We start from the raw sequence: 23,701 nt of genomic DNA, 5'->3' as shown, positions 1-23,701 counted from the left end.
GCATGAATCAAAGTATTCTTTTCCCCGATCTGCAATATTGGGACGATGCTCAAGGACAGATCTGTTTCATCGCTCAGTCGCAGGGGATGAACATCAAGTGTTATATCAGTGCGAATAAGTTGGCCGAGCTGAATGATTTCTCCAAGCAGCCGAGCACCGATGAAGCCGCCGCTATGCTGGCATTGTTTGATGCGGTGAGATTTGATGCCGAAGAAATGGCAGAAAACTTAATTGAAGCCGAAGAGTTTGATGAGTTTGGCGCAGTACACTTAGGCTAAACTTATCGGACTCAGATAGTTTTTTGAATCAGCGAATAGCAAAAGGCGGTAGAGACTGATTAAGTCTCTACCGCCTTTCTTATATAGCGATAGTGATACTAAGCTACTAACTATAAGAGATTAGCGCGAAGTGACTAGATGTTTTGTAACTCAACTAAGTATTCATTTTTCAGTCTGACATAGTTGTCGGCAGATTCTGGCAAAAAGGCCATTTCGGCAGGTGTTAATGGACGAGCCTGCTTAGCTGGGCTGCCTACATATAAATAGCCGCTTTGTAATACCTTGCCCGGTGGCACTAAAGAGCCCGCACCTAAGATCACATCATCTTCTAAAATCGCACCGTCGAGAATAATCGCGCCCATGCCCACTAATACTCGGTTACCGACTTTGCAACCGTGAAGCATCGCTTTGTGACCAATAGTCACATCATCACCAATAATCAGTGGATGACCATCGGGACGAGCAGCTGACTTACGCGTCACATGCAATATGCTACCGTCTTGCACGTTCGAGCGCTTACCAATACGAATATGGTTAACATCACCACGCGCCGCCACCATAGGCCAAATACTGGCATCAGTATCTAACGCAATATCGCCAACAAGCACCGAAGCTTCATCTACATACACATTATTGCCTAATTGAGGATGAATACCTTGGTAAGTTCTGAGTGGCCCTGACATAGAAAAGTCCCTAATTGAGTGGTTTTTTGCATTATAAAGGTTAAAAACTAGCTGGTCAGGTCAAATATCCAACGAACAGTGAGAAAATGACAATTATCTTAAAAATAGGGGTTGCGCACTTTCTCAATCTCCCTATAATGCGCATCCACTGACACGGCAGACAGCGAAAGCCAGCTGACGAGTTAGGTTGAATTGAGTAGCTTTTAAGCATTTAATTCAAGCGCGGCAAGTATTTGAAAAATACTCCTTGACGCGAAACGGGAAATGCGTAGAATACGCAGCCCTAGCCAACTGGAAGCGTTCGGCGCTCAGTGTGGTGCTCAAGTTCTCTTACGAATATTGAGTTGCTCTTTAACAAGATAAAACAAGAAATCTGTGTGGACACTCACAGGTGTTGAGTTAATCGAAACTGCTTAGCCTTCGGGTTGGCAGTCAAAAATTTAAATCAATGTAACAATGAGTGTTCATAGCAATATGTACAGTTTGTTTCTTTTAGCGAGAAACAAAAAATCAGAATTCATTGAGCCGCTGAAGTCGCAAGACGGAAGCAACAAAACTTTAATTGAAGAGTTTGATCATGGCTCAGATTGAACGCTGGCGGCAGGCCTAACACATGCAAGTCGAGCGGCAGCACAAGGGAGTTTACTTCTGAGGTGGCGAGCGGCGGACGGGTGAGTAATGCCTAGGGATCTGCCCAGTCGAGGGGGATAACAGTTGGAAACGACTGCTAATACCGCATACGCCCTACGGGGGAAAGGAGGGGACCTTCGGGCCTTCCGCGATTGGATGAACCTAGGTGGGATTAGCTAGTTGGTGAGGTAATGGCTCACCAAGGCGACGATCCCTAGCTGTTCTGAGAGGATGATCAGCCACACTGGGACTGAGACACGGCCCAGACTCCTACGGGAGGCAGCAGTGGGGAATATTGCACAATGGGGGAAACCCTGATGCAGCCATGCCGCGTGTGTGAAGAAGGCCTTCGGGTTGTAAAGCACTTTCAGTAGGGAGGAAAGGTAATGGTTTAATACACCATTGCTGTGACGTTACCTACAGAAGAAGGACCGGCTAACTCCGTGCCAGCAGCCGCGGTAATACGGAGGGTCCGAGCGTTAATCGGAATTACTGGGCGTAAAGCGTGCGCAGGCGGTTTGTTAAGCGAGATGTGAAAGCCCCGGGCTCAACCTGGGAATTGCATTTCGAACTGGCGAACTAGAGTCTTGTAGAGGGGGGTAGAATTCCAGGTGTAGCGGTGAAATGCGTAGAGATCTGGAGGAATACCGGTGGCGAAGGCGGCCCCCTGGACAAAGACTGACGCTCAGGCACGAAAGCGTGGGGAGCAAACAGGATTAGATACCCTGGTAGTCCACGCCGTAAACGATGTCTACTCGGAGTTTGGTGTCTTGAACACTGGGCTCTCAAGCTAACGCATTAAGTAGACCGCCTGGGGAGTACGGCCGCAAGGTTAAAACTCAAATGAATTGACGGGGGCCCGCACAAGCGGTGGAGCATGTGGTTTAATTCGATGCAACGCGAAGAACCTTACCTACTCTTGACATCCACGGAATTCGCTAGAGATAGCTTAGTGCCTTCGGGAACCGTGAGACAGGTGCTGCATGGCTGTCGTCAGCTCGTGTTGTGAAATGTTGGGTTAAGTCCCGCAACGAGCGCAACCCCTATCCTTATTTGCCAGCACGTAATGGTGGGAACTCTAGGGAGACTGCCGGTGATAAACCGGAGGAAGGTGGGGACGACGTCAAGTCATCATGGCCCTTACGAGTAGGGCTACACACGTGCTACAATGGCGAGTACAGAGGGTTGCAAAGCCGCGAGGTGGAGCTAATCTCACAAAGCTCGTCGTAGTCCGGATTGGAGTCTGCAACTCGACTCCATGAAGTCGGAATCGCTAGTAATCGTGGATCAGAATGCCACGGTGAATACGTTCCCGGGCCTTGTACACACCGCCCGTCACACCATGGGAGTGGGCTGCAAAAGAAGTGGGTAGCTTAACCTTCGGGGGGGCGCTCACCACTTTGTGGTTCATGACTGGGGTGAAGTCGTAACAAGGTAGCCCTAGGGGAACCTGGGGCTGGATCACCTCCTTACCTATACGACTAACTTAATGTTTGTTGAGTGTTCACACAGATTGCTTGTTTAGCTTCTCTTAGGAGAAGTCAGAGCTGAATGCGCCGCGAGCCGGTTAGCATTGTTCTTTAACAATTTGGAAAGCTGATAGTATTTAATTGCATGAGTCTGTCATGTGATTAATTACAAACCGATGTAAACGTGGAAACGTTTGCATCATGAGTTCTCAAACACTTTATTAAGTGTCTTGAATATTCAAAAGTAAATTATTCTTTATTGGATAGTTTACGTCTAAGGCGCGTCCACTTCTTTGGTCAGAAGTGAGACAAGTAAAACCAAGCTGGTCGCAGTGCGACTCAGGTGAGTGAAACTCATTTGGGTTGTATGGTTAAGCGACTAAGCGTATACGGTGGATGCCTTGGCAGTCAGAGGCGATGAAGGACGTAGTAACTTGCGAAAAGCGTTGGCGAGCTAGTAACAAGCATTTGAGCTAACGATGTCCGAATGGGGGAACCCAGCAGCATAAGCTGTTATCGCAACATGAATACATAGTGTTGCGAGGCGAACGAGGGGAACTGAAACATCTAAGTACCCTTAGGAAAAGAAATCAACCGAGATTCCCCTAGTAGCGGCGAGCGAACGGGGATTAGCCCTTAAGTCAGTGGGGTGTTAGTGGAATGTGTTGGAAAGCACAGCGGCACAGGGTGATAGCCCCGTACATGAAAACTAACCATTGATGAAAACGAGTAAGGCGGGACACGTGACATCCTGTTTGAATATGGGGGGACCATCCTCCAAGGCTAAATACTCCTGACTGACCGATAGTGAACCAGTACCGTGAGGGAAAGGCGAAAAGAACCCCTGTGAGGGGAGTGAAATAGAACCTGAAACCGTATACGTACAAGCAGTGGGAGCGGTTCTTGAGACCGTGACTGCGTACCTTTTGTATAATGGGTCAGCGACTTACATTTTGTAGCGAGGTTAAGCGAATAGCGGAGCCGTAGGGAAACCGAGTGTTAACTGCGCGTTTAGTTGCAAGGTGTAGACCCGAAACCCGGTGATCTAGCCATGGGCAGGTTGAAGGTTGAGTAACATCAACTGGAGGACCGAACCGACTAATGTTGAAAAATTAGCGGATGACTTGTGGCTGGGGGTGAAAGGCCAATCAAACCGGGAGATATCTGGTTCTCCTCGAAAGCTATTTAGGTAGCGCCTCGAGCGAATACCATTGGGGGTAGAGCACTGTTAAGGCTAGGGGGTCATCCCGACTTACCAACCCTTTGCAAACTCCGAATACCAATGAGTACTACTCGGGAGACAGACGGCGGGTGCTAACGTCCGTCGTCAAAAGGGAAACAACCCAGACCGTCAGCTAAGGTCCCAAAGTACTAGCTAAGTGGGAAACGATGTGGGAAGGCTTAGACAGCTAGGATGTTGGCTTAGAAGCAGCCATCATTTAAAGAAAGCGTAATAGCTCACTAGTCGAGTCGGCCTGCGCGGAAGATGTAACGGGGCTAAGCTAGTCACCGAAGCTACGGGTGCACAGTTTACTGTGCGCGGTAGAGGAGCGTTCTGTAAGCCGTTGAAGGTGAAGGGGTAACCCACGCTGGAGGTATCAGAAGTGCGAATGCTGACATGAGTAACGATAAAGGGGGTGAAAAACCCCCTCGCCGAAAGACCAAGGGTTCCTGTCCAACGTTAATCGGGGCAGGGTGAGTCGACCCCTAAGGTGAGGCCGAAAGGCGTAATCGATGGGAAACAGATTAATATTTCTGTACTTCCGCTAACTGCGATGGAGAGACGGAGAAGGCTAGGCTAGCGCGGCGTTGGTAGTCCGCGTTTAAGGTGGTAGGTGGTGTTCTTAGGCAAATCCGGGGACACGTACTTTGATGTACACACTGAGAGCTGATGACGAGGTCCTAAGGGACTGAAGTAGTTGATGCCATGCTTCCAGGAAAATCTTCTAAGCTTCAGGTTAGCGGGAATCGTACCCCAAACCGACACAGGTGGTCGGGTAGAGAATACCAAGGCGCTTGAGAGAACTCGGCTGAAGGAACTAGGCAAAATGGTACCGTAACTTCGGGAGAAGGTACGCTCCTGTTGGTGATGAGACTTGCTCTCTAAGCTGACGGGAGTCGCAGATACCAGGTGGCTGCAACTGTTTATCAAAAACACAGCACTGTGCAAACTCGCAAGAGGAAGTATACGGTGTGACGCCTGCCCGGTGCCGGAAGGTTAATTGATTGGGTTATCGCAAGAGAAGCTCATGATCGAAGCCCCGGTAAACGGCGGCCGTAACTATAACGGTCCTAAGGTAGCGAAATTCCTTGTCGGGTAAGTTCCGACCTGCACGAATGGCGTAATGATGGCCACGCTGTCTCCAGCCGAGACTCAGTGAAGTTGAAATTGCGGTGAAGATGCCGTATACCCGCGGCTAGACGGAAAGACCCCGTGAACCTTTACTATAGCTTGGCACTGAACATTGAACCTACATGTGTAGGATAGGTGGGAGACTTTGAAGTTGTGACGCTAGTCATGATGGAGTCGTCCTTGAAATACCACCCTTGTAGTTTTGATGTTCTAACCTAGGTCCCTTATCGGGATTAGGGACAGTGCCTGGTGGGTAGTTTGACTGGGGCGGTCTCCTCCCAAAGAGTAACGGAGGAGCACGAAGGTTGGCTAAGTACGGTCGGACATCGTACGGTTAGTGCAATGGCATAAGCCAGCTTAACTGCGAGACATACACGTCGAGCAGGTACGAAAGTAGGTCATAGTGATCCGGTGGTTCTGAATGGAAGGGCCATCGCTCAACGGATAAAAGGTACTCCGGGGATAACAGGCTGATACCGCCCAAGAGTTCATATCGACGGCGGTGTTTGGCACCTCGATGTCGGCTCATCACATCCTGGGGCTGAAGTCGGTCCCAAGGGTATGGCTGTTCGCCATTTAAAGTGGTACGCGAGCTGGGTTCAGAACGTCGTGAGACAGTTCGGTCCCTATCTGCCGTGGGCGTTGGATGATTGAAGGGAGCTGCTCCTAGTACGAGAGGACCGGAGTGGACGAACCGCTGGTGTTCGGGTTGTCATGCCAATGGCATTGCCCGGTAGCTACGTTCGGAATCGATAACCGCTGAAAGCATCTAAGCGGGAAGCGAGCCCTAAGATGAGTCATCCCTAGGAATTTAATTCCTCTAAAGAGCCGTTCGAGACTAGGACGTTGATAGGCATGGTGTGTAAGCGTTGTGAGGCGTTGAGCTAACATGTACTAATGACTCGAGAGGCTTAACCATACAACCCAGATGGGTTTTGCTAAGCGAACTTAGACAGAATATCGACACTTGATAAAGTGAAAGACTCAAAGCAAATCAGCTTTTCAAATTTTAATTAAAAGGTTAATTACGCAGGAAATTGTTAGGCTGACAAAGCCGTGACGAGCGAGGCGCGGAGTGTACGTTAGTACATGAGCACAGTAGCAAGGAGACAATGCCGTCAGACGGACAATTAACCAGTAAGAATTTGCTTGGTGACAATAGCCTTGTGGAACCACCTGATCCCATCCCGAACTCAGAAGTGAAACGCAAACGCGCCGATGGTAGTGTGGGGTCTCCCCATGTGAGAGTAGGTCATCGCCAAGCGCCTAATTTAGCTTAATGTGCAAACGTTAAGTTAAAGGAGCGGTAGTTCAGTTGGTTAGAATACCGGCCTGTCACGCCGGGGGTCGCGGGTTCGAGTCCCGTCCGCTCCGCCAACATTTCGATAAGCCCTAACAGCAATGTTAGGGCTTTTTCGTATCTGGAATTTATCTATTTCTATTGTCGCGGCTTTTTTGCAAGGATCTAGCCCACCCCCGCGTCGCGTTCATGAGTTCATCGTCTCTACCTGTATAGAATGAAAGTCTTTTTAAAGGTTGCAACTCATTCGTAGTAAACTTAAATCTCAACCTATTTTTGTCTAAGTTCGTCCCACTTTATCCATATTATGTCTTTCACGCACTGAATGACGCTTGTGCGCGACTTGGCAGTATTGACCTGTGACACTGATCTCGGACAAATTAAACGGTATAATGCCTTATGTCTTTCATGAGTAACGAAAATGAATTGTCGTCTTGGGTGTGGTGCTTGCTGTATTGCGCCTTCAATTAGCAGCGGTATTCCTGGTATGCCAAATGGTAAGGCTGCAGGTGAGCGTTGTGTGCAGCTGAGTGATGCCAATTTATGTTTGATCTTCGGCTCGCCCGATCGTCCCGCGGTTTGTAGTGATTTCGATGCATCTGAAGATGTGTGTGGTCATTCAAACGAAGAGGCGCTGTGGTTGATTACCCAACTCGAAGCTCAAACCTCTCATTAAGTTTATCGCTGACAGGTGAAATATGCAGTTAACTCGTTATACCGATTTTGGCGTTCGAACCTTGATGTATTTGGCGGTTCAGCCAGACAGAACCACTTTATTTAGAATTGCCGAAATTACTCAGGTATTTGATCTGTCTCCAAATCATGTCTCTAAGATAGTGCATCATTTAGGCAAGATGGGTTACCTCGAAACCATTCGCGGCAAGATGGGCGGTTTCCGTTTGGGTAAGCCTGCGAGTGAGATTAACTTAGGTCAGTTAGTTCGGGTGTTAGAAAACTCGTTAGCGCCGATTGATTGCAGTAAACCTTACTGCCGATTCACGCCAGCTTGTAAGTTGAAAGGCGTGTTAGCACAAGCAGTTGAAGCCTATTTGAATGTGCTCGATCAATTTACTCTGCTGGATATTGTGAGTAATAGTGATGAGTTACTTGCCTTGCTGCCTGACATGTCTATCTCAGTGTTACAGCTGGATTAGTTCCATTTTTGTGTGCAATGTCGATGGGGAGTAAGCTTGATGCTGGTACTAGATCAATCCCCTCGGTTTTTAGTCTTTGTAGATTGGCCTTTAAGAAGCGCATGGTTTCTGGATAAGGATGGGCAATTGCCACTAGGTTACCTTGAGTATGTGCCTGACTTATCATTAAGCTAAATTGTCTTTCGAGTGCTTTTGCACTGATGTCATTGTCTAAAAACAGTTGGCGTTTTAATAACGGCACGCCTAACTGATCCGCTGTCTCTCCTGCCTTAGTGAACCTTGTTGTCATGCTATCGACAAAATACAAATGCTTTTGCTTGAGGGTTTCCATCACCCACAGCATAGGATCATCGAGTTGAGTCAATAGGCTCCCCATGTGGTTATTGGCACCTTTAGCAAAAGGGACGCTGTTAATCGCATCGACAACACTGGCGCGGATTTGTGCCTCAGTCATAGTATTGGTCAATCCCCCCAGCCCTAACGCTTTACCATTAAGCGCCTGCATAGGCAGATGCAGCATGATTTCGTGGCCCTTTTTATGACCAGCATTTGCGAGTTCTTTACCAAGAGGAGTATGAGGCAACACTGAGAGTGTCACTGTGCTGGGCAGTGCCAGCACGGCTTGATCGGTATGACGATAACCTATGTCATCAATAATGAGGGCAATCTGGGCAGCATGACTTTGAGAAATGCTTAGGGCCAATAGGGCCAAGGAATAAAGTAAGCGCACAGTTTCTTCTTATTCGTCATGATGCTGTATCCATGCAATGGCTGAGGTCACTTGATGATCTTGGGCCAGAGAGGCATGGACGGATAGGGCGTCGATTATAGCCAAATTCCCCGCGCCGGAACCAGTTTCTGCGGCAATTTTTATGTCTGGGACGATTCCTATGTTGTGAATGTTTTCGCCTTTGGGGGTGTTGTACTGAGCAATGGTGAGTTTTATCGCGTTACCGTCATCTAAGATAGGGATCAGGCTTTGTACTGTACCTTTACCAAAACTGGTCTCGCCTAACAGCTTAGCGCGCCCATTTTCCTGCAGTGCGGCGGCGAGCACTTCGGATGCAGAGGCCGAACCTTTGTTGATCAACACTAGCATGGGCACGTTAGTCAGCATGGTTTGTGGCGAGGCATAGTAGTCGGAGTTGGCATCGAAGAAGCGGCCAGAGGTTGAGACTATGCGGCCCTTAGCAAGAAATAGGTCGGCAATTTTAACTGCTTGGTCGAGCAGGCCGCCGGGATTATTACGTAAATCTAAGATGAGTCCGGCGAGCGGTTTGTTTTGCCATTGGCTAAGTGAACGCACCATATCTTCGGTCGAGTTTTCTTGGAAACTACTTAATCTGACATAACCAATATTGCCATCAAGCAGTTGAGTGGTGACAGATTCGATAGTGATAGTACTCGGCTTGAGTGACACCTCAAAGGTTGCATCGTCATTGCTGTGCTTGAGCACTAGCTTAATACTTTGATTGCTTAGGCTATGTTTTTTTATCTCGGCGAGAATATTGGCGAGGTTCGTCTCGGTCGCCAGTGTGTCGTTGAGCTTAACGATAATGTCGCCCGCGCGCATTCCCGCTTGTTCTGCAGGGGAATGGGCGAAGGGAGCGATAATGTTGATGTGGTCATTTTGGGTTGCGACTTCGAAGCCGAAACCAAAATATTCGCCGCGATTGGAGTCTTTGAGATCGAGTAATTCTTGGTGATTCAAAAAGCTGGAATAGGGATCTAAGTGCTCAAAAATACCTTTGATTGCCGCTTGCACTAACTCTTCTTTTGAAACGGTTTTTACGTAATAAGTTTCAACAGTTTCAAGCACATCTTGCAGTAACGGATAGTCAAAATCGCTGCGATAGGACTTAGCATTTTCTTGACCAGAGAGGCTGATGGATAGGCCCAAAGTCAGGCCTAATCCAACGCAACTGATATAGCGGATCATGTGTTTCATAGCCGTCCCCTGTGATGAGGGGACCGTTATGATTAGCGACAGTATTTCGCTGGATCGACGGCTTGCCCCTTGTGCCTTATTTCAAAGTATAGGCCAGCCTCGCTCTGTCCACCCGAACGTCCGACTAAAGCTATCGCTTCGCCGCTTTTTACCATGTCGCCAGGGCTTTTTAATAGGGTTTGAGCATGGCCGTAAAGGCTCATATAACCTTTGCCATGATCGATGACCATCACCAGACCAAAACCACGTAACCAGTCGGCATAAATAACCTTACCACCTGAAACGGCTCGAATATTTTGCCCTTCTGGCGCGGATAACATAGTGCCTTTCCACACCACTTGGCCGGAACGTTGGCTGCCAAAGCTGGCACTGACGCGACCTTTAGTTGGCCATTTGAGTTTGCCACTTTGTTTACCAAAACCTTCCATTGAAGGATTGTCTTTCATGGCCCGCAGCGCTTGTTCGACCACGCGCTTTAAGCTCGCCTCTTCAATTTGCAACTGTTCAAGCTCTGCGCCCTTAGAGTTTAAGGTGCGTTGCAGCTCTTTGATGGTCAGTTGTCGCTGAGCTTGCTCTTGGCTCAAACGTTTGGCTTGGACCTGTTGTTCGGCCACGAGTTTGGTTAATTGCTTTTGCTTAGTCGTTTGCAACACCTTGATCTGATCTAGCTCGGTCAAGGTTTGCTTTAATTCGTTGATCGACTTCATCCGCGCTTTATTGAGGTATTGGTAATAAGCCAACATACGCTCGATAGTGGCAGGACTTTGCTGATTGAGCATCATCTTAGTGTAATCGTGATTACCGGCAAGATAGGCGCTCGACAGCTGTTTCGACAGTGTCTGTTGCTGACTCACTTTTAGCGTTTCTAACTCATCTTGACGTTGTTTCAGCTCGGTCAGTTTAGTGTCGATTTGCGCTAAACTATTTTTAGTGCTGTTGACTTTTTTGGCCGCTGACGCAATCGCTTCTTCATCGCTACGCAGCAATGACAGCAATTTTTCTCTTTGCTTACTTGTGGTTTTTAATGCGCTTTGTTGTTGATTTATTTGCGATTGGATTGATTTCAACTCGGACTGACGCTTCTCCAAATCAGAAGCGTTGGCCGAGAAAGATAACATCATAAAGCCAGCAATAATGCTGGCTTTAACAAGGAGTCGAGTTCTCACTAGGTAACGGTTACTCTTTTATGTGGATTAAGGGCTTGCCCGTCATCTCTGCAGGTATGGCTTCGCCAATCAAAGTCAAGATGGTCGGTGCGACATCGCTGAGTTTACCACCTTCATCTATGGTCGCATCGCGGCCCACAAAGACGAAAGGTACCAGTTCACTGGTGTGGGCTGTGTGCGCCTGACCTGTGGTTTCGTCAGTCATTTGCTCGGCGTTACCATGGTCGGCGGTAATGATGCATTCACCTCCAACCTTCGCCAGCGCATTCACTACACGGCCGATACAAGCGTCAACTGCTTCACAGGCTTTCACCGCAGCATCGAAATTACCCGTGTGGCCGACCATGTCGCCATTGGGATAATTACAGATGATCACGTCGTATTTGGTCGATTCAATCGCCGCCACTAACTTGTCGGTGAGTTCAGTTGAACTCATCTCAGGCTGTAGATCGTAAGTCGCCACTTTAGGTGAGTTGATTAGGATGCGATCTTCACCTTCGAATGGCTCTTCTTTGCCGCCGTTGAAGAAGAAAGTCACATGGGCGTATTTCTCCGTTTCAGAGATACGTAGTTGAGTACGCCCTTGTTTTTGCAGCACTTCACCTAAGGTGTTCACCAAGTTTTCAGATGGATATGCGATAGGCGCTGTGATGTCGCCGGCATACTCAGTCAGAGTAACAAAGTGCATTTTCGGCACGACAGCACGCTCGAAACCATCGAAATCTGGATTGATAAAGCTACGGGTGATTTGACGGGCACGGTCAGCACGGAAGTTCATAAATATCAGTGCATCGCCATCTTGCAAGGTGGCAACTTGGCCGTCGGCATCGGTAATTGCCGATGAAGAGACGAACTCGTCGTTCTCGTTACGCTCGTAAGCCGCTTCTAATGCTGTAACGGCATTGTCGTATTGGAATTTGGACTTGCCTTGGGTGATCAAATCGTAGGCTTGCGAGACGCGATCCCAACGATTATCCCTGTCCATTGCAAAGTAACGACCAATAATCGAGGCGATACGGCCATGGCCTAATGTAGTAAACAGATCATCAAAATGGCTCAAGCTGCCTTTAGCGCTGCGCGGTGGTGTATCACGGCCGTCGAGGAAAGCATGCAGATAAACCTTTGTCGCGCCACGGGCAACGGCCATGCGGCACATAGCTTCGATATGTTCTTCATGGCTGTGAACGCCACCGGGAGAAAGCAGACCCATAATGTGCACTGCGCCGCCGGCTTTAATGGCTGAATCAACCGCATCGCACAGGGCTGGATTTTGTTCAAACTCATGATCTGCAATGGCTTTACTGATGCGAGTGAGTTCTTGATAAACCACACGGCCAGAGCCTAAGTTAATGTGGCCAACTTCAGAATTTCCCATCTGGCCATCAGGTAAGCCTACATCTAAGCCAGAACCTGAAATCAAACTATGGGGATATTGAGCGTTGAGACGGTCGAGTACCGGAGTGTTGGCGTGGAAAATCGCATTGTTATGCGTGTTTTCACGGTAGCCCCAGCCATCGAGGATCAACAACGCGAGCGGACGTTTAGCTGTCGTCATAGTGATACCTTTAAGTTTTATAGAAGCGATAGAAATCTGAAATTGGTCAAATATTACTACGTTAGCTGGGTATGAAAAAGCGCTTTACCCCGATTAAGGTCATCGAATCACTAATTCGCCCGATTCTGTGAGTGGCTTGTGACAAGTGCTGGACCAATTGCGCTAAAAGTGCGATCTCGAACTGTGACTAAACTGCTGCAATCTGCCAAGGCAATCGGTATACTCTGTGCCCTTATCGAATTTTCGCCATTTATGCGGGCAATCATCATGCAAGAATATATCGAATTTTTTAAAGCTCACTCAATGCTCAGTCTGGCTTGGGTGGGATTATTTGTTGTGCTTGTTGCGAGTCTCATCAAATCGAGCATGTCAAAGATCAAAAGTATTTCTCACCAAGAACTGACGATTATGGTGAACAGACAGGACGCTAAAGTGGTTGATGTGCGCTCAAGTGATGAGTTCCGCAAGGGGCATATTGTTGATGCAATTAACGTTACGCTAGCAGATATTAAAAATAATCAGATATCTGCCCTTGAAAAGTATAAAGCGAGTCCCATTATATTGGTATGCAATGCTGGCATGACCTCGTCTCAAGCCGCTCAGCTTTTGAGTAAGCAAGGTTTTGAAAACCTGTACAACTTAAAAGGTGGTATGGGTGAATGGCAGGCAGCAAATATGCCTGTTTCAAAAAGCAAAAGATAAGTTGTCGGCGGCAGTTATGATTTAAGCTGCACTCAATCCACCGGATAGTGCAGTAATAAAGTCATCATTGTTTGGCATACTGATCCTGCGGTCGCTAAGGGCTTAATGTAAGTTTTTAGACTGGTTCGATCGATACCCGAATATGGGTGAAAGTTGGGATGATACCGAGATCTGATACAGGCCTTGAGTAACATAAGCCCCGGGCCAATTTACATTCAAAGATGAATTGGCTTTCAAATAATAATTGGCTTTCAACGAAAAGCCGATACAACATTGATAGGATAGGTAGGAAATTATGGCTGAAGTAGCAAACAACGAACAACAAGCCCCACAATTCAACATCCAACGTGTTTACACTAAAGATGTGTCTTTCGAAACGCCTAACAGCCCAGCTGTATTCCAAAAAGAATGGAACCCAGAAGTTAAGTTAGATTTAGACACGCGCAGCGCTAAATTAGCTGACGATGTATATGAAGTTGTCCTGTCTTTAACGGTAACGGCACAAAACGGTGGCGATACCGCTTTCCTATGTGAAGTACAACAAGCTGGTATCTTCTCTATCACTGGTCTGACTGAGCCACAACTGGCACATTCATTAGGTGCATACTGCCCTAACATCCTATTCCCATATGCTCGCGAAACCGTGGGCAGCTTAGTCGGTCGTGGTACTTTCCCACAACTGAACTTAGCACCAGTTAACTTCGACGCGCTGTTTGCCCAATACGTGCAACAACGTCAAGCTGCTGCGACTGCACCAGCTGCCGAAGAAGCTAACGCTTAATTACATGAAAAACTCTGCCGATATCACGGTATTAGGGGCGGGCTCTTATGGCTCCGCCCTTGCCATTTCTTTAGCCAGCAATGGTCATAAGACCTTGTTATGGGGACACGATGCTGCCCACATGCAAACGCTCGCTCAAGACAAGTGCAACCAAGCGTTTTTGCCTGGTATTGCGTTTCCTGATTGTTTACAGATCGAAGCCGATTTAGCTAAAGCCTTAGCTGCCAGTAACAATGTGTTAGTGGTAGTACCAAGCCATGTGTTTGGTACTGTGCTTGAGCAAGCTAAACCGTTACTCCGTAGCGATGCGCGCATCGTATGGGCAACGAAAGGGCTCGAACCTGAAACCGGACGTTTGCTGCAAGATGTGGCCCGTGATGTGTTAGGTGAGCAATATCCGCTGGCGGTGTTATCTGGGCCGACCTTTGCGAAAGAACTCGCCATGGGTTTACCTACGGCCATTTCGGTTGCGGGCACTTGTCCTAAATTCACTAACGATCTTGTTGAGCTGTTACACAGCCCTAAACGTTTGCGGGTTTACGCCAACGACGACTTTACCGGACTGCAACTTGGCGGCGCGGTAAAGAACGTGATCGCGATTGGCGCGGGCATGTCCGACGGTATCGGCTTTGGTGCCAATGCCAGAACGGCCTTGATCACCCGTGGTTTAGTCGAATTGACGCGTTTAGGCGAAGCCTTAGGGGCCAATGCGGCCACCTTTATGGGCATGGCGGGGTTAGGCGACCTAGTGTTGACCTGTACCGACAACCAATCCCGTAACCGTCGTTTCGGATTAGCCTTAGGTAAAGGTTGCGATGTGATGACAGCACAGGCTGAAATCGGCCAAGTGGTTGAAGGTTATCGCAATACCAAGGAAGTGTTTACGCTTGCGAAACGCCTTGGGGTTGAAATGCCAATCACTGAGCAGATTTACCAAGTCTTGTACCAAGGTAAATCGCCCGTCGACGCCGCGAAAGAATTGCTCAGCAGAGAAAAGAAATCAGAAACGCCTACGCAATAAACCGCGAGCCGTGATGATGCTGAATAAAAGAAAGGGTGCTAAAATAGCGCCCTTTTTTGTGTCTAGCGTTTGAGCTTATCTTTGCTCCGTTTAGCTGTTGCATGACTTGCTTGCTAAAGGTTCGCAAGTCATCAAATTGCCCGTTGGCAGCCAATACCAATCAATTTATCTGTGTGGAGTAAGAGCGTGAAACATCATGATGTCATTATTATCGGAGCCGGCGCCGCGGGATTAATGTGTGCAGCGACCGCAGGTTACCGAGGCCGTGATGTACTGGTACTCGATAATGCCAAGCAGGCGGGGCGTAAAATCCTCATCAGCGGCGGCGGGCGTTGTAACTTCACCAACCTTAAAGTCGAGCCCGCTAACTTCCTCTGTGGTAATCCCCACTTTGTTAAGTCGGCACTCGCGCGTTATCCGTCGCAGCAGTTTATTGAAATGGTCGAGCGTCACGGCATTGAATACCATGAACGCGATCACGGCCAACTGTTTTGCAATGACTCGGCTAAAGAGATAGTCACTATGCTATTGACCGAGTGTGAATGGGCGGGCGTGACCATTAAGCTGCGCACCGATATTCTGGCCGTTAAAAAGACCGAAGCAGGGCGCTTTGAGCTCAACACCTCTAACGGCGAACTGAGCTGCGACTCACTGGTTATCGCCACGGGCGGCTTATCCATGCCTAAACTCGGCGCCACGCCTTACGGTTATCAACTGGCCGAGCAGTTTGGCCTCAAAGTATTGCCAACTCACGCGGGTCTGGTGCCTTTTACATGGCACAGTGAAGATAAAATTCGTTTCGAGCCTTTGTCTGGCATCGCAGTGCCGAGCCGCATTACCGCCAAAGATGGCACTGCATTTAGCGAAGCGCTGCTATTCACTCACCGTGGCTTATCTGGCCCCGCAATTTTGCAGATTTCCAACTATTGGAAAGCGGGCGAAACCATAGAAATCGATCTTTTGCCGAATATGGATTTGGCGCAATTGCTAGAGCAACAGCTCGCCGCACATCCAAAACAAAGCCTGCGCAACACCCTCAGCCAATGGTTGCCTAAACGGCTGGTGGAAGTGTTATTCGATGAAGCCCTGTTGAATAAAGCGTTAAATCAGCTAGTGCACGCCGAGCGCGCAACACTGGTGGATGATATACACCACTGGACAGTATTGATGAACGGCACCGAAGGCTACCGCACCGCCGAAGTGACCTTAGGTGGTATTGATAGTAATGAGCTGTCATCCAAAACCATGGAAGCCAGCAAAGTCGCAGGACTCTACTTTATCGGTGAAGTGATGGACGTAAGTGGTTGGTTAGGAGGGTTTAATTTTCAATGGGCCTGGGCATCCGGCGTCGCCGCAGGACAAGCGGTGTAGCGCATATCTTGCATAAGAGTGATGAAATTAAAACGAAGACTATTTGAACTCAACGAAGACAATTTTTTTGTATAAATTGATAGAATCTACCTTATAACATTGATTTAAAAGGTAAAAGGAACATCTTCGTTTTTATGGGTTTAAATAAAGCTGATTATCAATGTTTCGTCTTTTTCCACTTTGCCGCTAATAGCTTATTCGTTCGGAAATCGACCACATTTGGAGCGTTTTCAATTTGAGCTGTTGCTAGCGAATAGTCCGGTTTCAAGACCAGAAAATTTGCACTTAATTGTGCATACAGCTCTCTACTTCCGGTTGTGACAGTGTCAAATTACAATTTTGGATGGGATGCGTCCAGCGCTCTGATGTCTTCAATATACCCGCGTAAAGCAGCTTGAATAAACCGTTCTCGTTAGCAAAACCACCTTTGGTCCGTTCAACCCGTCGCTACAATCCATAAAAAGATAATGAATAGACTCTGCTCGACAGCTATATCTGAGTGAGTGTGATGGATCCCCAGCGGTACGGATCACATAGGCTCATGCTACTTGAGCAATGCAGCAAAATGCTGATTGAGTTCGTTTTGTATGACGTTAAGGCGCGTCACTATGCTGTCAAACGATGCCGGGGTGGTAAAAAACATCCCTCCCGCGATAGCCTGGGCGTGATCCTTGGCGATCTCGTCTAATCTTTTAGGTGTTGGGATAAGTGTTAGCTGTCCTTGAAGGATTTTTTCGTAATCGACGCCTGGGTTTGCGAAGCGGTATTTTTTCATCTCGATGACGGCCAGCATCGCCTCTGGCGTATTATAAGGATCTGCAAATCCCATCCTTAACAGGCAATCGACATCATACCAATGTCGAGCGAGTCTGTTTGGATTGGGCTCCTTTTCTTGGGTGGCAAATTGATGGAGTGCCGTTAATTTTTCCCAAAGAATAAAGTCTCTCTGGTATGCCATCACTTTTGCTTTGGGCAATGCCAAGGATTGGAAAGCCGTAATGCTATCCATGTAGCATGCGACATCGATGACTTCCGTTGGTTTGCCGCGATTTCTACCACCAAATTCTAATAGTATATGATCAAGTTGATAGTCATTAGCGCTATGGGTGACTCGCGGGAAATGGATATCAATTTTTTCACCATGAGAGTCAGGCTCAACGTTGGCGCAGAGCCCTGCTATGTTGTACTGGGCGAATCGAGCATTCAGTGTTTCAACTAAGTTATTGCTCCACTGCACTAAGCGTTTTTGTTGAGCATCTCTAAACTTTCTATTTTGGCTAGTGCTTTGAGTGCTTGTTTTCCACGCGGTCAACTCATCCTCTTCAGATAACCCAGATAAATCAGCCCAGTGGATAGATAAATCAATGTCTTCTGAGAATCGCTCAATAGCCCCCCAGCATTTACTGAGTGCGGTTCCACCTTTAAAGGCTACAGAGCAGTCTCCGAGCAGCCTTTCGTCATAAAGTAGGCGGAGTATTTCAGCCACCCAAACATCCTTTTCTAAAAAGTTAGCCACTAAGCCATGCTCATGTTGCTGAGCGGCATATTCAAACATGGTGGCGAGTTCCGGATGTTTGGATTTATCTGCGTACCAGTCAAAAATGCTCATCATCTGAGGTTGCTCTCTAGTTGATGTAACTTGGAATGCCACATTTTCAATATTGGGCTGTTACTGAGTTTTCGAATAACCTCAATTGCTTCATTTTCGCGAAGATTTAAACGCTTTATTGCCATAAGCAGGGTCGCGACAGAAGTGTGTTCCGGCGATAAAGAGAGCAAGCCTCTCAATAAGGTTCCCTCTGGCTTATTTATCCACTGTAATTTGGTTTCTGTCGTATGTTTGACTTGTACCGTTTGATGACCAACATGGAACTCACGACTGGGTCCTGTCGTCCAATATACGGCTTTAACGGGCGCTTGCGTTTGCATGCCAAGTCGATAAGCCGATTCGAGTCCTTGAGGCGCTATTTTATAGTGATGAGTCCGTGCCCATGTCTGCGCGACGTCTTCTGCCTTTGCCGTAATCTTGATAGACGGAATGCTAGGTAAGGGTTTGGGGCGGGAATAGAACCCCTTTGCCACACGAACCACTTCCCCTGTTTGTGCTAGTCGGCTCATTGCCTTTTGAACAGATGTCGTCGTGCCTAGAGAATAAAAGTTCTCTATAGAAAATGGGACGCCTCGTTTCATTCGAGATAGTCTATTGGCAACTAACGCTGACACTGACAAAGCTTTAATCCTGACAGATATTATTGATGTGACTTTATTGTAGCTCATTAATTATGTGGTTTACAGCTAACTTTGCGTCAGGATAAATTGGTTTAGATATGATTGGTGGAGAGAGTATGTTTGCTGAAGAGTTAAGGGCAATTGATGCAAGGCTGGACGAGTTAGCAAGAGAGCGTGAAATATTGTTGGCAAGACGCTCTATATTACTCGACGCTGATCTTGGCACATTGCACTTAAGCGCTTCTCAGAAAATCGATATCTATATGGCGCTTTTTCGGGGACGACAAGATATCTATGCTAACCGCTGGCAGAACCAGCAAGGACGTAGCGGGTACTCAGTGAGTTGCCATAATGAGTGGCAACAAGATAAGTGTCATAAACCAAAAATTAAGTGTACTGAATGCGTCAACCAAGCATTTAAGTTGTTAGACCGACAAGCTATATATGATCATCTTTCAGGTCGTCAAACGTTAGGTTTATACCCCCTACTGGAAGATAATCGTTGTTGGTTACTCGCGGCAGACTTTGATAAGTCAGATTGGCAAGAGGCAGTTTCTGCTTTTCGACAAGCTTGTCGGGAGCTAGGTGTTCCTTTTAGTGTGGAACGCTCTCGATCTGGAAATGGTGCTCATATTTGGGTATTTTTTGAAACCCCAGTATCCGCTTCAGCTGCGAGGCAATTGGGTTTTATCTTGCTTGATAAAGCAATGGAATATCATGCTGGGTTGTCATTTGAATCTTATGATCGGCTGTTCCCTAATCAGGATGTTTTACCCATTGGTGGCTTTGGTAATTTGATCGCTCTTCCTTTGCAAAATGTCCCTCGACAACAAGGAAATAGCGTATTTATTGATGATTTTTTTGCGCCTTATGTCGATCAATGGGCCTATTTAGCATCCACTAAGAAACTAACCGATATTCAATTAAATATCATTCTTGATGGTAAGCAAGGTGTAAAGCCTGACGCAAACAGAGTACCTTGGTTACGCAATTTTGTTAAAAGCACAGAAGTGGTAGCGGGGTGTCCGCAGAGGCTGACTCTCGTTGTGGCTAATCGTTTATATATTCGTATTGATGCCTTACCGCTGGCATTGTTGGCAAAACTCAAGCGTATTGCGAGTTTTTCAAATCCGGTGTTTTTTAGAACTCAGGCATTACGATTTTCAACCAATGGGATCCCGCGCTTTATTTGTTTGGCTGAAGTTGAAAACGATTATTTAGCATTGCCTCGTGGCTGCTTTGATGAAGTGTCTAGCTTGCTTAAAGATCATTCGATTGAGATTGAGTTGGAAGATAAGCGCCAGCAAGGGACCATCTTAAAGGGGTTAGTGTTCAACGGTGAGCTGAGAAAAAATCAAAAGACAGCCGTTGAAGTATTGGCAAAGCATGATATCGGTATATTGCATGCCCCAACAGCTTTTGGCAAAACCGTTGCTGCAATAGGCTTGATCCACAGACGTAAAGTGAACACCTTAGTGTTAGTACACAGTCGGCAGTTATTGGATCAATGGAAAGAACGATTAGCTGTTTTTCTGACGGGTTGTGAAGTCGGTTTAATGGGAGGTGGGAAACGCAAATTTACCGGCCAAATCGATATCGCGACTTATCAAAGTTTGATTAGTCGAAAGGATAATAGTGTTGATCCTATTATTTATGACTATGGTCACGTCATTATTGATGAGTGCCATCATATTTCTGCTCCCAACTATGAAAGACTGCTGCATGAAGTTCATGCTAAATATGTTTTGGGGATCACTGCCACGCCTCACCGTCAGGACGGTCATCAGCCGATAATTTTTATGCAAGCGGGCCCAATCAGGCATGTTGTTGCGAATCAGGGGAATAATTTTGTACAACAGGTCAGGCTGTCAAAATTGCAATTTGAAGTACCATCAGAGCTCACCTGTGCCGGAAGTCGGCCGCATATTGCAGATGTATATCGTTGGCTCGCAAATAACGAGCAACGAAATGACATTATAGTTGATGATATTTTTGCCGCTATTACGCAGCAACGACACCCCATTGTCCTGACTGAGCGAAGAGAGCACGCTGAGTTATTGGGTCATTTATTATCAAAAAGAGGGATCCATGTCTTGCTTTTGCGTGGGGCTATGGGCACTAAAGAACGAAAGCTTGCTATGGGAATGTTGAATAGTGCTCAAGTTATTGTTGCAACAGGGAAATATATTGGGGAAGGTTTTGATTTACCTAAGCTCGATACCTTATTTCTTGTTATGCCCATATCTTGGAAAGGCTCATTAGTTCAATATGTAGGGAGAATACAAAGGCAGTTTGAGGGAAAAGATCGCGTGATTGTATTTGATTATCTCGATACTTCGCTGCCAATGCTCTGCCGAATGTACCAAAAGAGGGCGAAAGGTTATGCCGCGATGGGGTATCAGATTTTAGATAAGCATGCTGAGCTACCGCAGAACAATTTGTGTTTAGACTTGTAAAGGCGGAGGGGGTTAGGCATTTATTTTCAATAAGTGTCTGTAATAGCTGTTAATTTCTATCGGTATCTTTGTTCAACGCCACAGGTGAGGATTTTGCGTCTACCTGCCAACCCGGAAGAACTGAAGTAAGCTAAGCGCTGAGTAAGAGTTGAAACATGTATAGTGGCTTAAGCTAGTCGTTTAGGTGGGTTATTTTTTAATTAAAATCAATACCTTGAAATTGTCTTCTTTTCTATTTCATGAAAATGCTAAAAAGAGCAGCGTGGCATTAAGGGTTGTCGGTCAGCTTTGTCTTCGTTCTAATTCCGTATTTACATAATCTTTGTGTAAAGTGTCACTACACAAGTTTAAGTCGGGAATTAGAACGAAGACAAAGTAGATTTACTTAGTAGTAATTCAGCCTATTGATGTTAGGGATATAAACCTACTTATACTAGAAGTCGATTCCTAACGTAAAATTAGTCCGCCGTGGTATACCCCTGCTTTGGTGAATTAGGCTTATGAGGAAACGCCATTTTTAGCAACCCTTCTGAAATCATAGGCTTCAAGTAATTTTGTCGTAAGCTCTGAGGTTTACGATCTAATATCATTTCCAAAACAGAAACAGAGATGTAATGTTCTTGGCAGAGGCCAGCAATCAGCGACTTCATAATAACTGTATCTAATCGACGCTGTTCTCTGGCAGGAGCGGCTAAAGCGTTAAGCTCTTGTCGAAATGATTCGCTTAACACATCAAGGCTATCGACAAATGGTTTGTCAATTAAACAACTGATAAACCTGCCTTTATCATCTCTTGTTTCGTTCGGAACAATAGCATTATTGTTGTTATGCGTTAAGTTACCAGTGCTATGCGTTAAGCTTTTGGCGTTATGCGTTAAGTTATTTATTGGGGTTAACGCATTAGAAAAAACTTCCTCCGGGGATGGCAGCTCCATTCCTGGTAAGCTGTATGACTTATCTCTTTTCTTTCCACTTGCGACAAGAAAGCCCTTATCTACTAGTCGAGGTAAAGCCAGCGTAACATCACGAGAATGCTTGCTGGTTAGCTGACAAGCTCGTTCGTGGTTTACCCAGCCTTCAATTGCTGCGGTTACAACAATCATCTGCTCAAGTTCATTAAGTGAATAAAAGGTGGTGTTACCAAACTTAACAGCTAACAACTGAGTTACTTCTTCTGGGATAAGGCTAGCTGTTGATAGTTCTAATAGTGTTTGCTCTGACGGTTCATATTTTTCGTACAACTTAGGGGTTCGCCACTTAGCCCATTCCCATCCACTATATATTTTGGGAATTCCTGAACCAGCACGCTCTCCCGCACCAATCATCAAAAACATTTGATGCATCCTGCGGTTTCGACAATCGCTTTCACCACCTTTTACAGCAATTTCAGGGGGAACACGCATCAACCCTGGATTGCGAAAACCAAACAAATCAGGCCGCTTTACTATGAGGATGGAACTTCGTCCTGTGTAATCTGCATGAACAAGCGTATTCACTAATGCTTCACGAATAGCTTCGTGGGCTTTTGAATCATCCAAGCGAATACCATTTTGAAGTTCAAATGGTACTTTTAAGTCCGTGACCAATTTCCGGTATGTTCGACGATAGAAATCAAACACATTTCCAGACCAAGAGCCATCGGGGTAAAGGCGGTCAACCCAACGCTCAACACTGGCTTCATCTCGTTCGCGATAGTCAACAAAGTAATTCGGGATAGCGTCCTGAATCGCATCCCATGTACCGAACATCAATACTCCAGCTAACGTTATACCTTCAACACTAGTCTGACGATCTTTGCGCCATCCACCCAGCTTTTTAAACAGTTCAAAAAGGTCTAATTCCAGCCAAGGATGTTGCGGTTTAGCAACTGAAAATAAGTTCTTGTATGCCTTGAGGCTGTCCATGTCGATATCAGAGAAGTCAAAACCAGTGAGAATTTTATCATCTCGGCTATCCTCTACTTGCTCTGCCATCATCCGCTTAACTTGTTCTTCACTACAGCGGTGATCACCTTCGTGTAGACGAGTGTAAGTCTCCTTCATAGGCTGATTTTTCAGATAGATGGGCTTTTGGTCACGACGAGCGGTTGGAATTTCTATAACCAGTAGTGATTTACCTTCAATATTTACCGTTTGAACACTATCGTTTGTCAGTAAGTTGATGTTTACTTTTGCATTGTTTCCTGCAATATCAAATAATTGCTTGTGAACAATTTCTATATCTTCAATCCCAGCTAATGTCAGTTGTCCTTTTTTCTCACGCACACCGAGAACAACATAGCCACCACGAGAATTGGCCATTGCGCTGTAAGTTGGCCAAAAATCATCAGGTAATTTACCTTTACCATCTTGCCCTTGAGCCAATTTAAATTCCAACTCCGCTGACTCTGATAAGGCTTGAAGGTCGACTAAATCCTGTATTTGAAACATATCTATCGCTTACCACCCGACTTTTTAGTTAATGAACATACTTATTAGCTTCAGTTATTGATCAACTCAAAGTTCTTTCTTAATTAGCAGCAGTCTTCATTCAAACCTTAGCTTTTTTGTTCTACTAATGGGTTTAACTGCTACAAATAAAAACAAAGCCACTGATAGTATGGAAT

General features: G+C 46.5%; 16 protein-coding genes, 1 tRNA gene and 3 rRNA genes. 12 read left to right on the top strand and 8 right to left on the bottom strand.

The window, feature by feature from the left end:
- The first annotated feature begins 2 nt into the window (after positions 1 to 2).
- Positions 3 to 278: a DUF1488 domain-containing protein gene (locus tag AYJ58_RS02630; protein ID WP_106648721.1), complete on the top strand. Its 276-nt coding sequence runs from the start codon at positions 3 to 5 to the stop codon at positions 276 to 278.
- Positions 279 to 412: 134 nt separating this feature from the next.
- On the opposite strand, the gene AYJ58_RS02625 is transcribed toward AYJ58_RS02630, so the two are convergent.
- Positions 413 to 961, bottom strand: a complete 549-nt coding sequence (locus AYJ58_RS02625; RefSeq protein ID WP_006083786.1) for a gamma carbonic anhydrase family protein — start codon at positions 959 to 961, stop codon at positions 413 to 415.
- A gap of 559 nt (positions 962 to 1,520) precedes the next feature.
- Between AYJ58_RS02625 and AYJ58_RS02620 the strand changes: the two genes are divergently transcribed.
- The 6 genes from AYJ58_RS02620 (at position 1,521) to AYJ58_RS02595 (ending at position 7,867) form a co-directional block, all read left to right on the top strand.
- Positions 1,521 to 3,063 (top strand): 16S ribosomal RNA (locus AYJ58_RS02620).
- Positions 3,064 to 3,429: 366 nt separating this feature from the next.
- Positions 3,430 to 6,332: ribosomal RNA gene (locus AYJ58_RS02615) — 23S ribosomal RNA — on the top strand.
- 229 nt (positions 6,333 to 6,561) lie between these two features.
- Positions 6,562 to 6,677 (top strand): 5S ribosomal RNA (rrf, locus tag AYJ58_RS02610).
- Together the 16S, 23S and 5S rRNA genes with 1 tRNA gene alongside form the textbook arrangement of a ribosomal RNA operon.
- Positions 6,678 to 6,713: 36 nt before the next feature.
- Positions 6,714 to 6,790 (top strand) — tRNA-Asp (locus AYJ58_RS02605).
- Between the two features lie 344 nt (positions 6,791 to 7,134).
- Positions 7,135 to 7,389 carry a YkgJ family cysteine cluster protein gene (locus tag AYJ58_RS02600; protein WP_006083785.1) on the top strand — a complete coding sequence of 85 codons (255 nt, stop codon included), beginning with the start codon at positions 7,135 to 7,137 and terminating at the stop codon, positions 7,387 to 7,389.
- A gap of 22 nt (positions 7,390 to 7,411) precedes the next feature.
- Complete coding sequence (locus AYJ58_RS02595) at positions 7,412 to 7,867, top strand: Rrf2 family transcriptional regulator (protein WP_106648719.1); 456 nt, start codon at positions 7,412 to 7,414, stop codon at positions 7,865 to 7,867.
- Here the strand turns inward: AYJ58_RS02595 and AYJ58_RS02590 are convergent.
- Genes AYJ58_RS02590 through gpmM form a run of 4 tightly spaced genes read right to left on the bottom strand, consistent with a single transcriptional unit; the run spans position 7,842 to position 12,536 of the window.
- Positions 7,842 to 8,597 (bottom strand): divergent polysaccharide deacetylase family protein, encoded by a 756-nt coding sequence (locus AYJ58_RS02590; RefSeq protein ID WP_106648717.1) that lies wholly within the window; start codon positions 8,595 to 8,597, stop codon positions 7,842 to 7,844. The genes AYJ58_RS02595 and AYJ58_RS02590 overlap by 26 nt on opposite strands.
- Before the next feature lie 9 nt (positions 8,598 to 8,606).
- Positions 8,607 to 9,815, bottom strand: coding sequence for a S41 family peptidase (locus tag AYJ58_RS02585; RefSeq protein ID WP_106648715.1), 1,209 nt, complete (start codon positions 9,813 to 9,815; stop codon positions 8,607 to 8,609).
- Between the two features lie 32 nt (positions 9,816 to 9,847).
- The gene (locus AYJ58_RS02580; RefSeq protein WP_106648713.1) at positions 9,848 to 10,981 is read right to left on the bottom strand and encodes a murein hydrolase activator EnvC family protein; all 1,134 of its coding nucleotides are present in this window, start codon (positions 10,979 to 10,981) and stop codon (positions 9,848 to 9,850) included.
- A 10-nt stretch (positions 10,982 to 10,991) separates the two neighbouring features.
- Positions 10,992 to 12,536 carry a 2,3-bisphosphoglycerate-independent phosphoglycerate mutase gene (gpmM, locus tag AYJ58_RS02575; protein ID WP_106648711.1) on the bottom strand — a complete coding sequence of 515 codons (1,545 nt, stop codon included), beginning with the start codon at positions 12,534 to 12,536 and terminating at the stop codon, positions 10,992 to 10,994.
- 267 nt (positions 12,537 to 12,803) lie between these two features.
- Here gpmM and AYJ58_RS02570 point away from each other — a divergent pair, with 267 nt between their 5' ends.
- The 4 genes from AYJ58_RS02570 (at position 12,804) to AYJ58_RS02555 (ending at position 16,411) form a co-directional block, all read left to right on the top strand.
- Positions 12,804 to 13,238: a rhodanese-like domain-containing protein gene (locus AYJ58_RS02570; protein ID WP_106651729.1), complete on the top strand. Its 435-nt coding sequence runs from the start codon at positions 12,804 to 12,806 to the stop codon at positions 13,236 to 13,238.
- A 295-nt stretch (positions 13,239 to 13,533) separates the two neighbouring features.
- Positions 13,534 to 14,019: a protein-export chaperone SecB gene (gene secB, locus AYJ58_RS02565; protein ID WP_006083777.1), complete on the top strand. Its 486-nt coding sequence runs from the start codon at positions 13,534 to 13,536 to the stop codon at positions 14,017 to 14,019.
- Between the two features lie 4 nt (positions 14,020 to 14,023).
- Positions 14,024 to 15,040 (top strand): NAD(P)H-dependent glycerol-3-phosphate dehydrogenase, encoded by a 1,017-nt coding sequence (gpsA, locus tag AYJ58_RS02560; protein WP_106648709.1) that lies wholly within the window; start codon positions 14,024 to 14,026, stop codon positions 15,038 to 15,040.
- A gap of 186 nt (positions 15,041 to 15,226) precedes the next feature.
- A complete protein-coding gene (locus AYJ58_RS02555) occupies positions 15,227 to 16,411 on the top strand; it encodes an NAD(P)/FAD-dependent oxidoreductase (RefSeq protein WP_106648707.1) in 1,185 nt (394 codons plus the stop codon).
- Positions 16,412 to 16,955: 544 nt separating this feature from the next.
- On the opposite strand, the gene AYJ58_RS02550 is transcribed toward AYJ58_RS02555, so the two are convergent.
- The gene (locus tag AYJ58_RS02550; RefSeq protein ID WP_106648705.1) at positions 16,956 to 18,023 is read right to left on the bottom strand and encodes a nucleotidyl transferase AbiEii/AbiGii toxin family protein; all 1,068 of its coding nucleotides are present in this window, start codon (positions 18,021 to 18,023) and stop codon (positions 16,956 to 16,958) included.
- Positions 18,020 to 18,601 (bottom strand): DUF6088 family protein, encoded by a 582-nt coding sequence (locus tag AYJ58_RS02545; RefSeq protein WP_232790850.1) that lies wholly within the window; start codon positions 18,599 to 18,601, stop codon positions 18,020 to 18,022. Before AYJ58_RS02545 ends, AYJ58_RS02550 begins: the two co-directional genes overlap by 4 nt.
- A 155-nt stretch (positions 18,602 to 18,756) precedes the next feature.
- On the opposite strand from AYJ58_RS02545, the gene AYJ58_RS02540 reads away from it, so the two are divergent.
- Positions 18,757 to 21,096 carry a TOTE conflict system archaeo-eukaryotic primase domain-containing protein gene (locus tag AYJ58_RS02540; RefSeq protein WP_198555573.1) on the top strand — a complete coding sequence of 780 codons (2,340 nt, stop codon included), beginning with the start codon at positions 18,757 to 18,759 and terminating at the stop codon, positions 21,094 to 21,096.
- Positions 21,097 to 21,554: 458 nt separating this feature from the next.
- On the opposite strand, the gene AYJ58_RS02535 is transcribed toward AYJ58_RS02540, so the two are convergent.
- Entirely contained in the window at positions 21,555 to 23,525 is a 1,971-nt protein-coding gene (locus AYJ58_RS02535) for an RNA-binding domain-containing protein (protein WP_106648699.1), read from the bottom strand.
- Between the last annotated feature and the right edge of the window lie 176 nt (positions 23,526 to 23,701).

It is taken from the genome of Shewanella sp. Pdp11 (assembly GCF_002838165.1).
In the GTDB taxonomy this organism is placed as follows: domain Bacteria; phylum Pseudomonadota; class Gammaproteobacteria; order Enterobacterales; family Shewanellaceae; genus Shewanella; species Shewanella hafniensis.
Note: the sequence above shows the minus strand (reverse complement) of the source record. Positions and strands in the feature narration are given on the sequence as shown.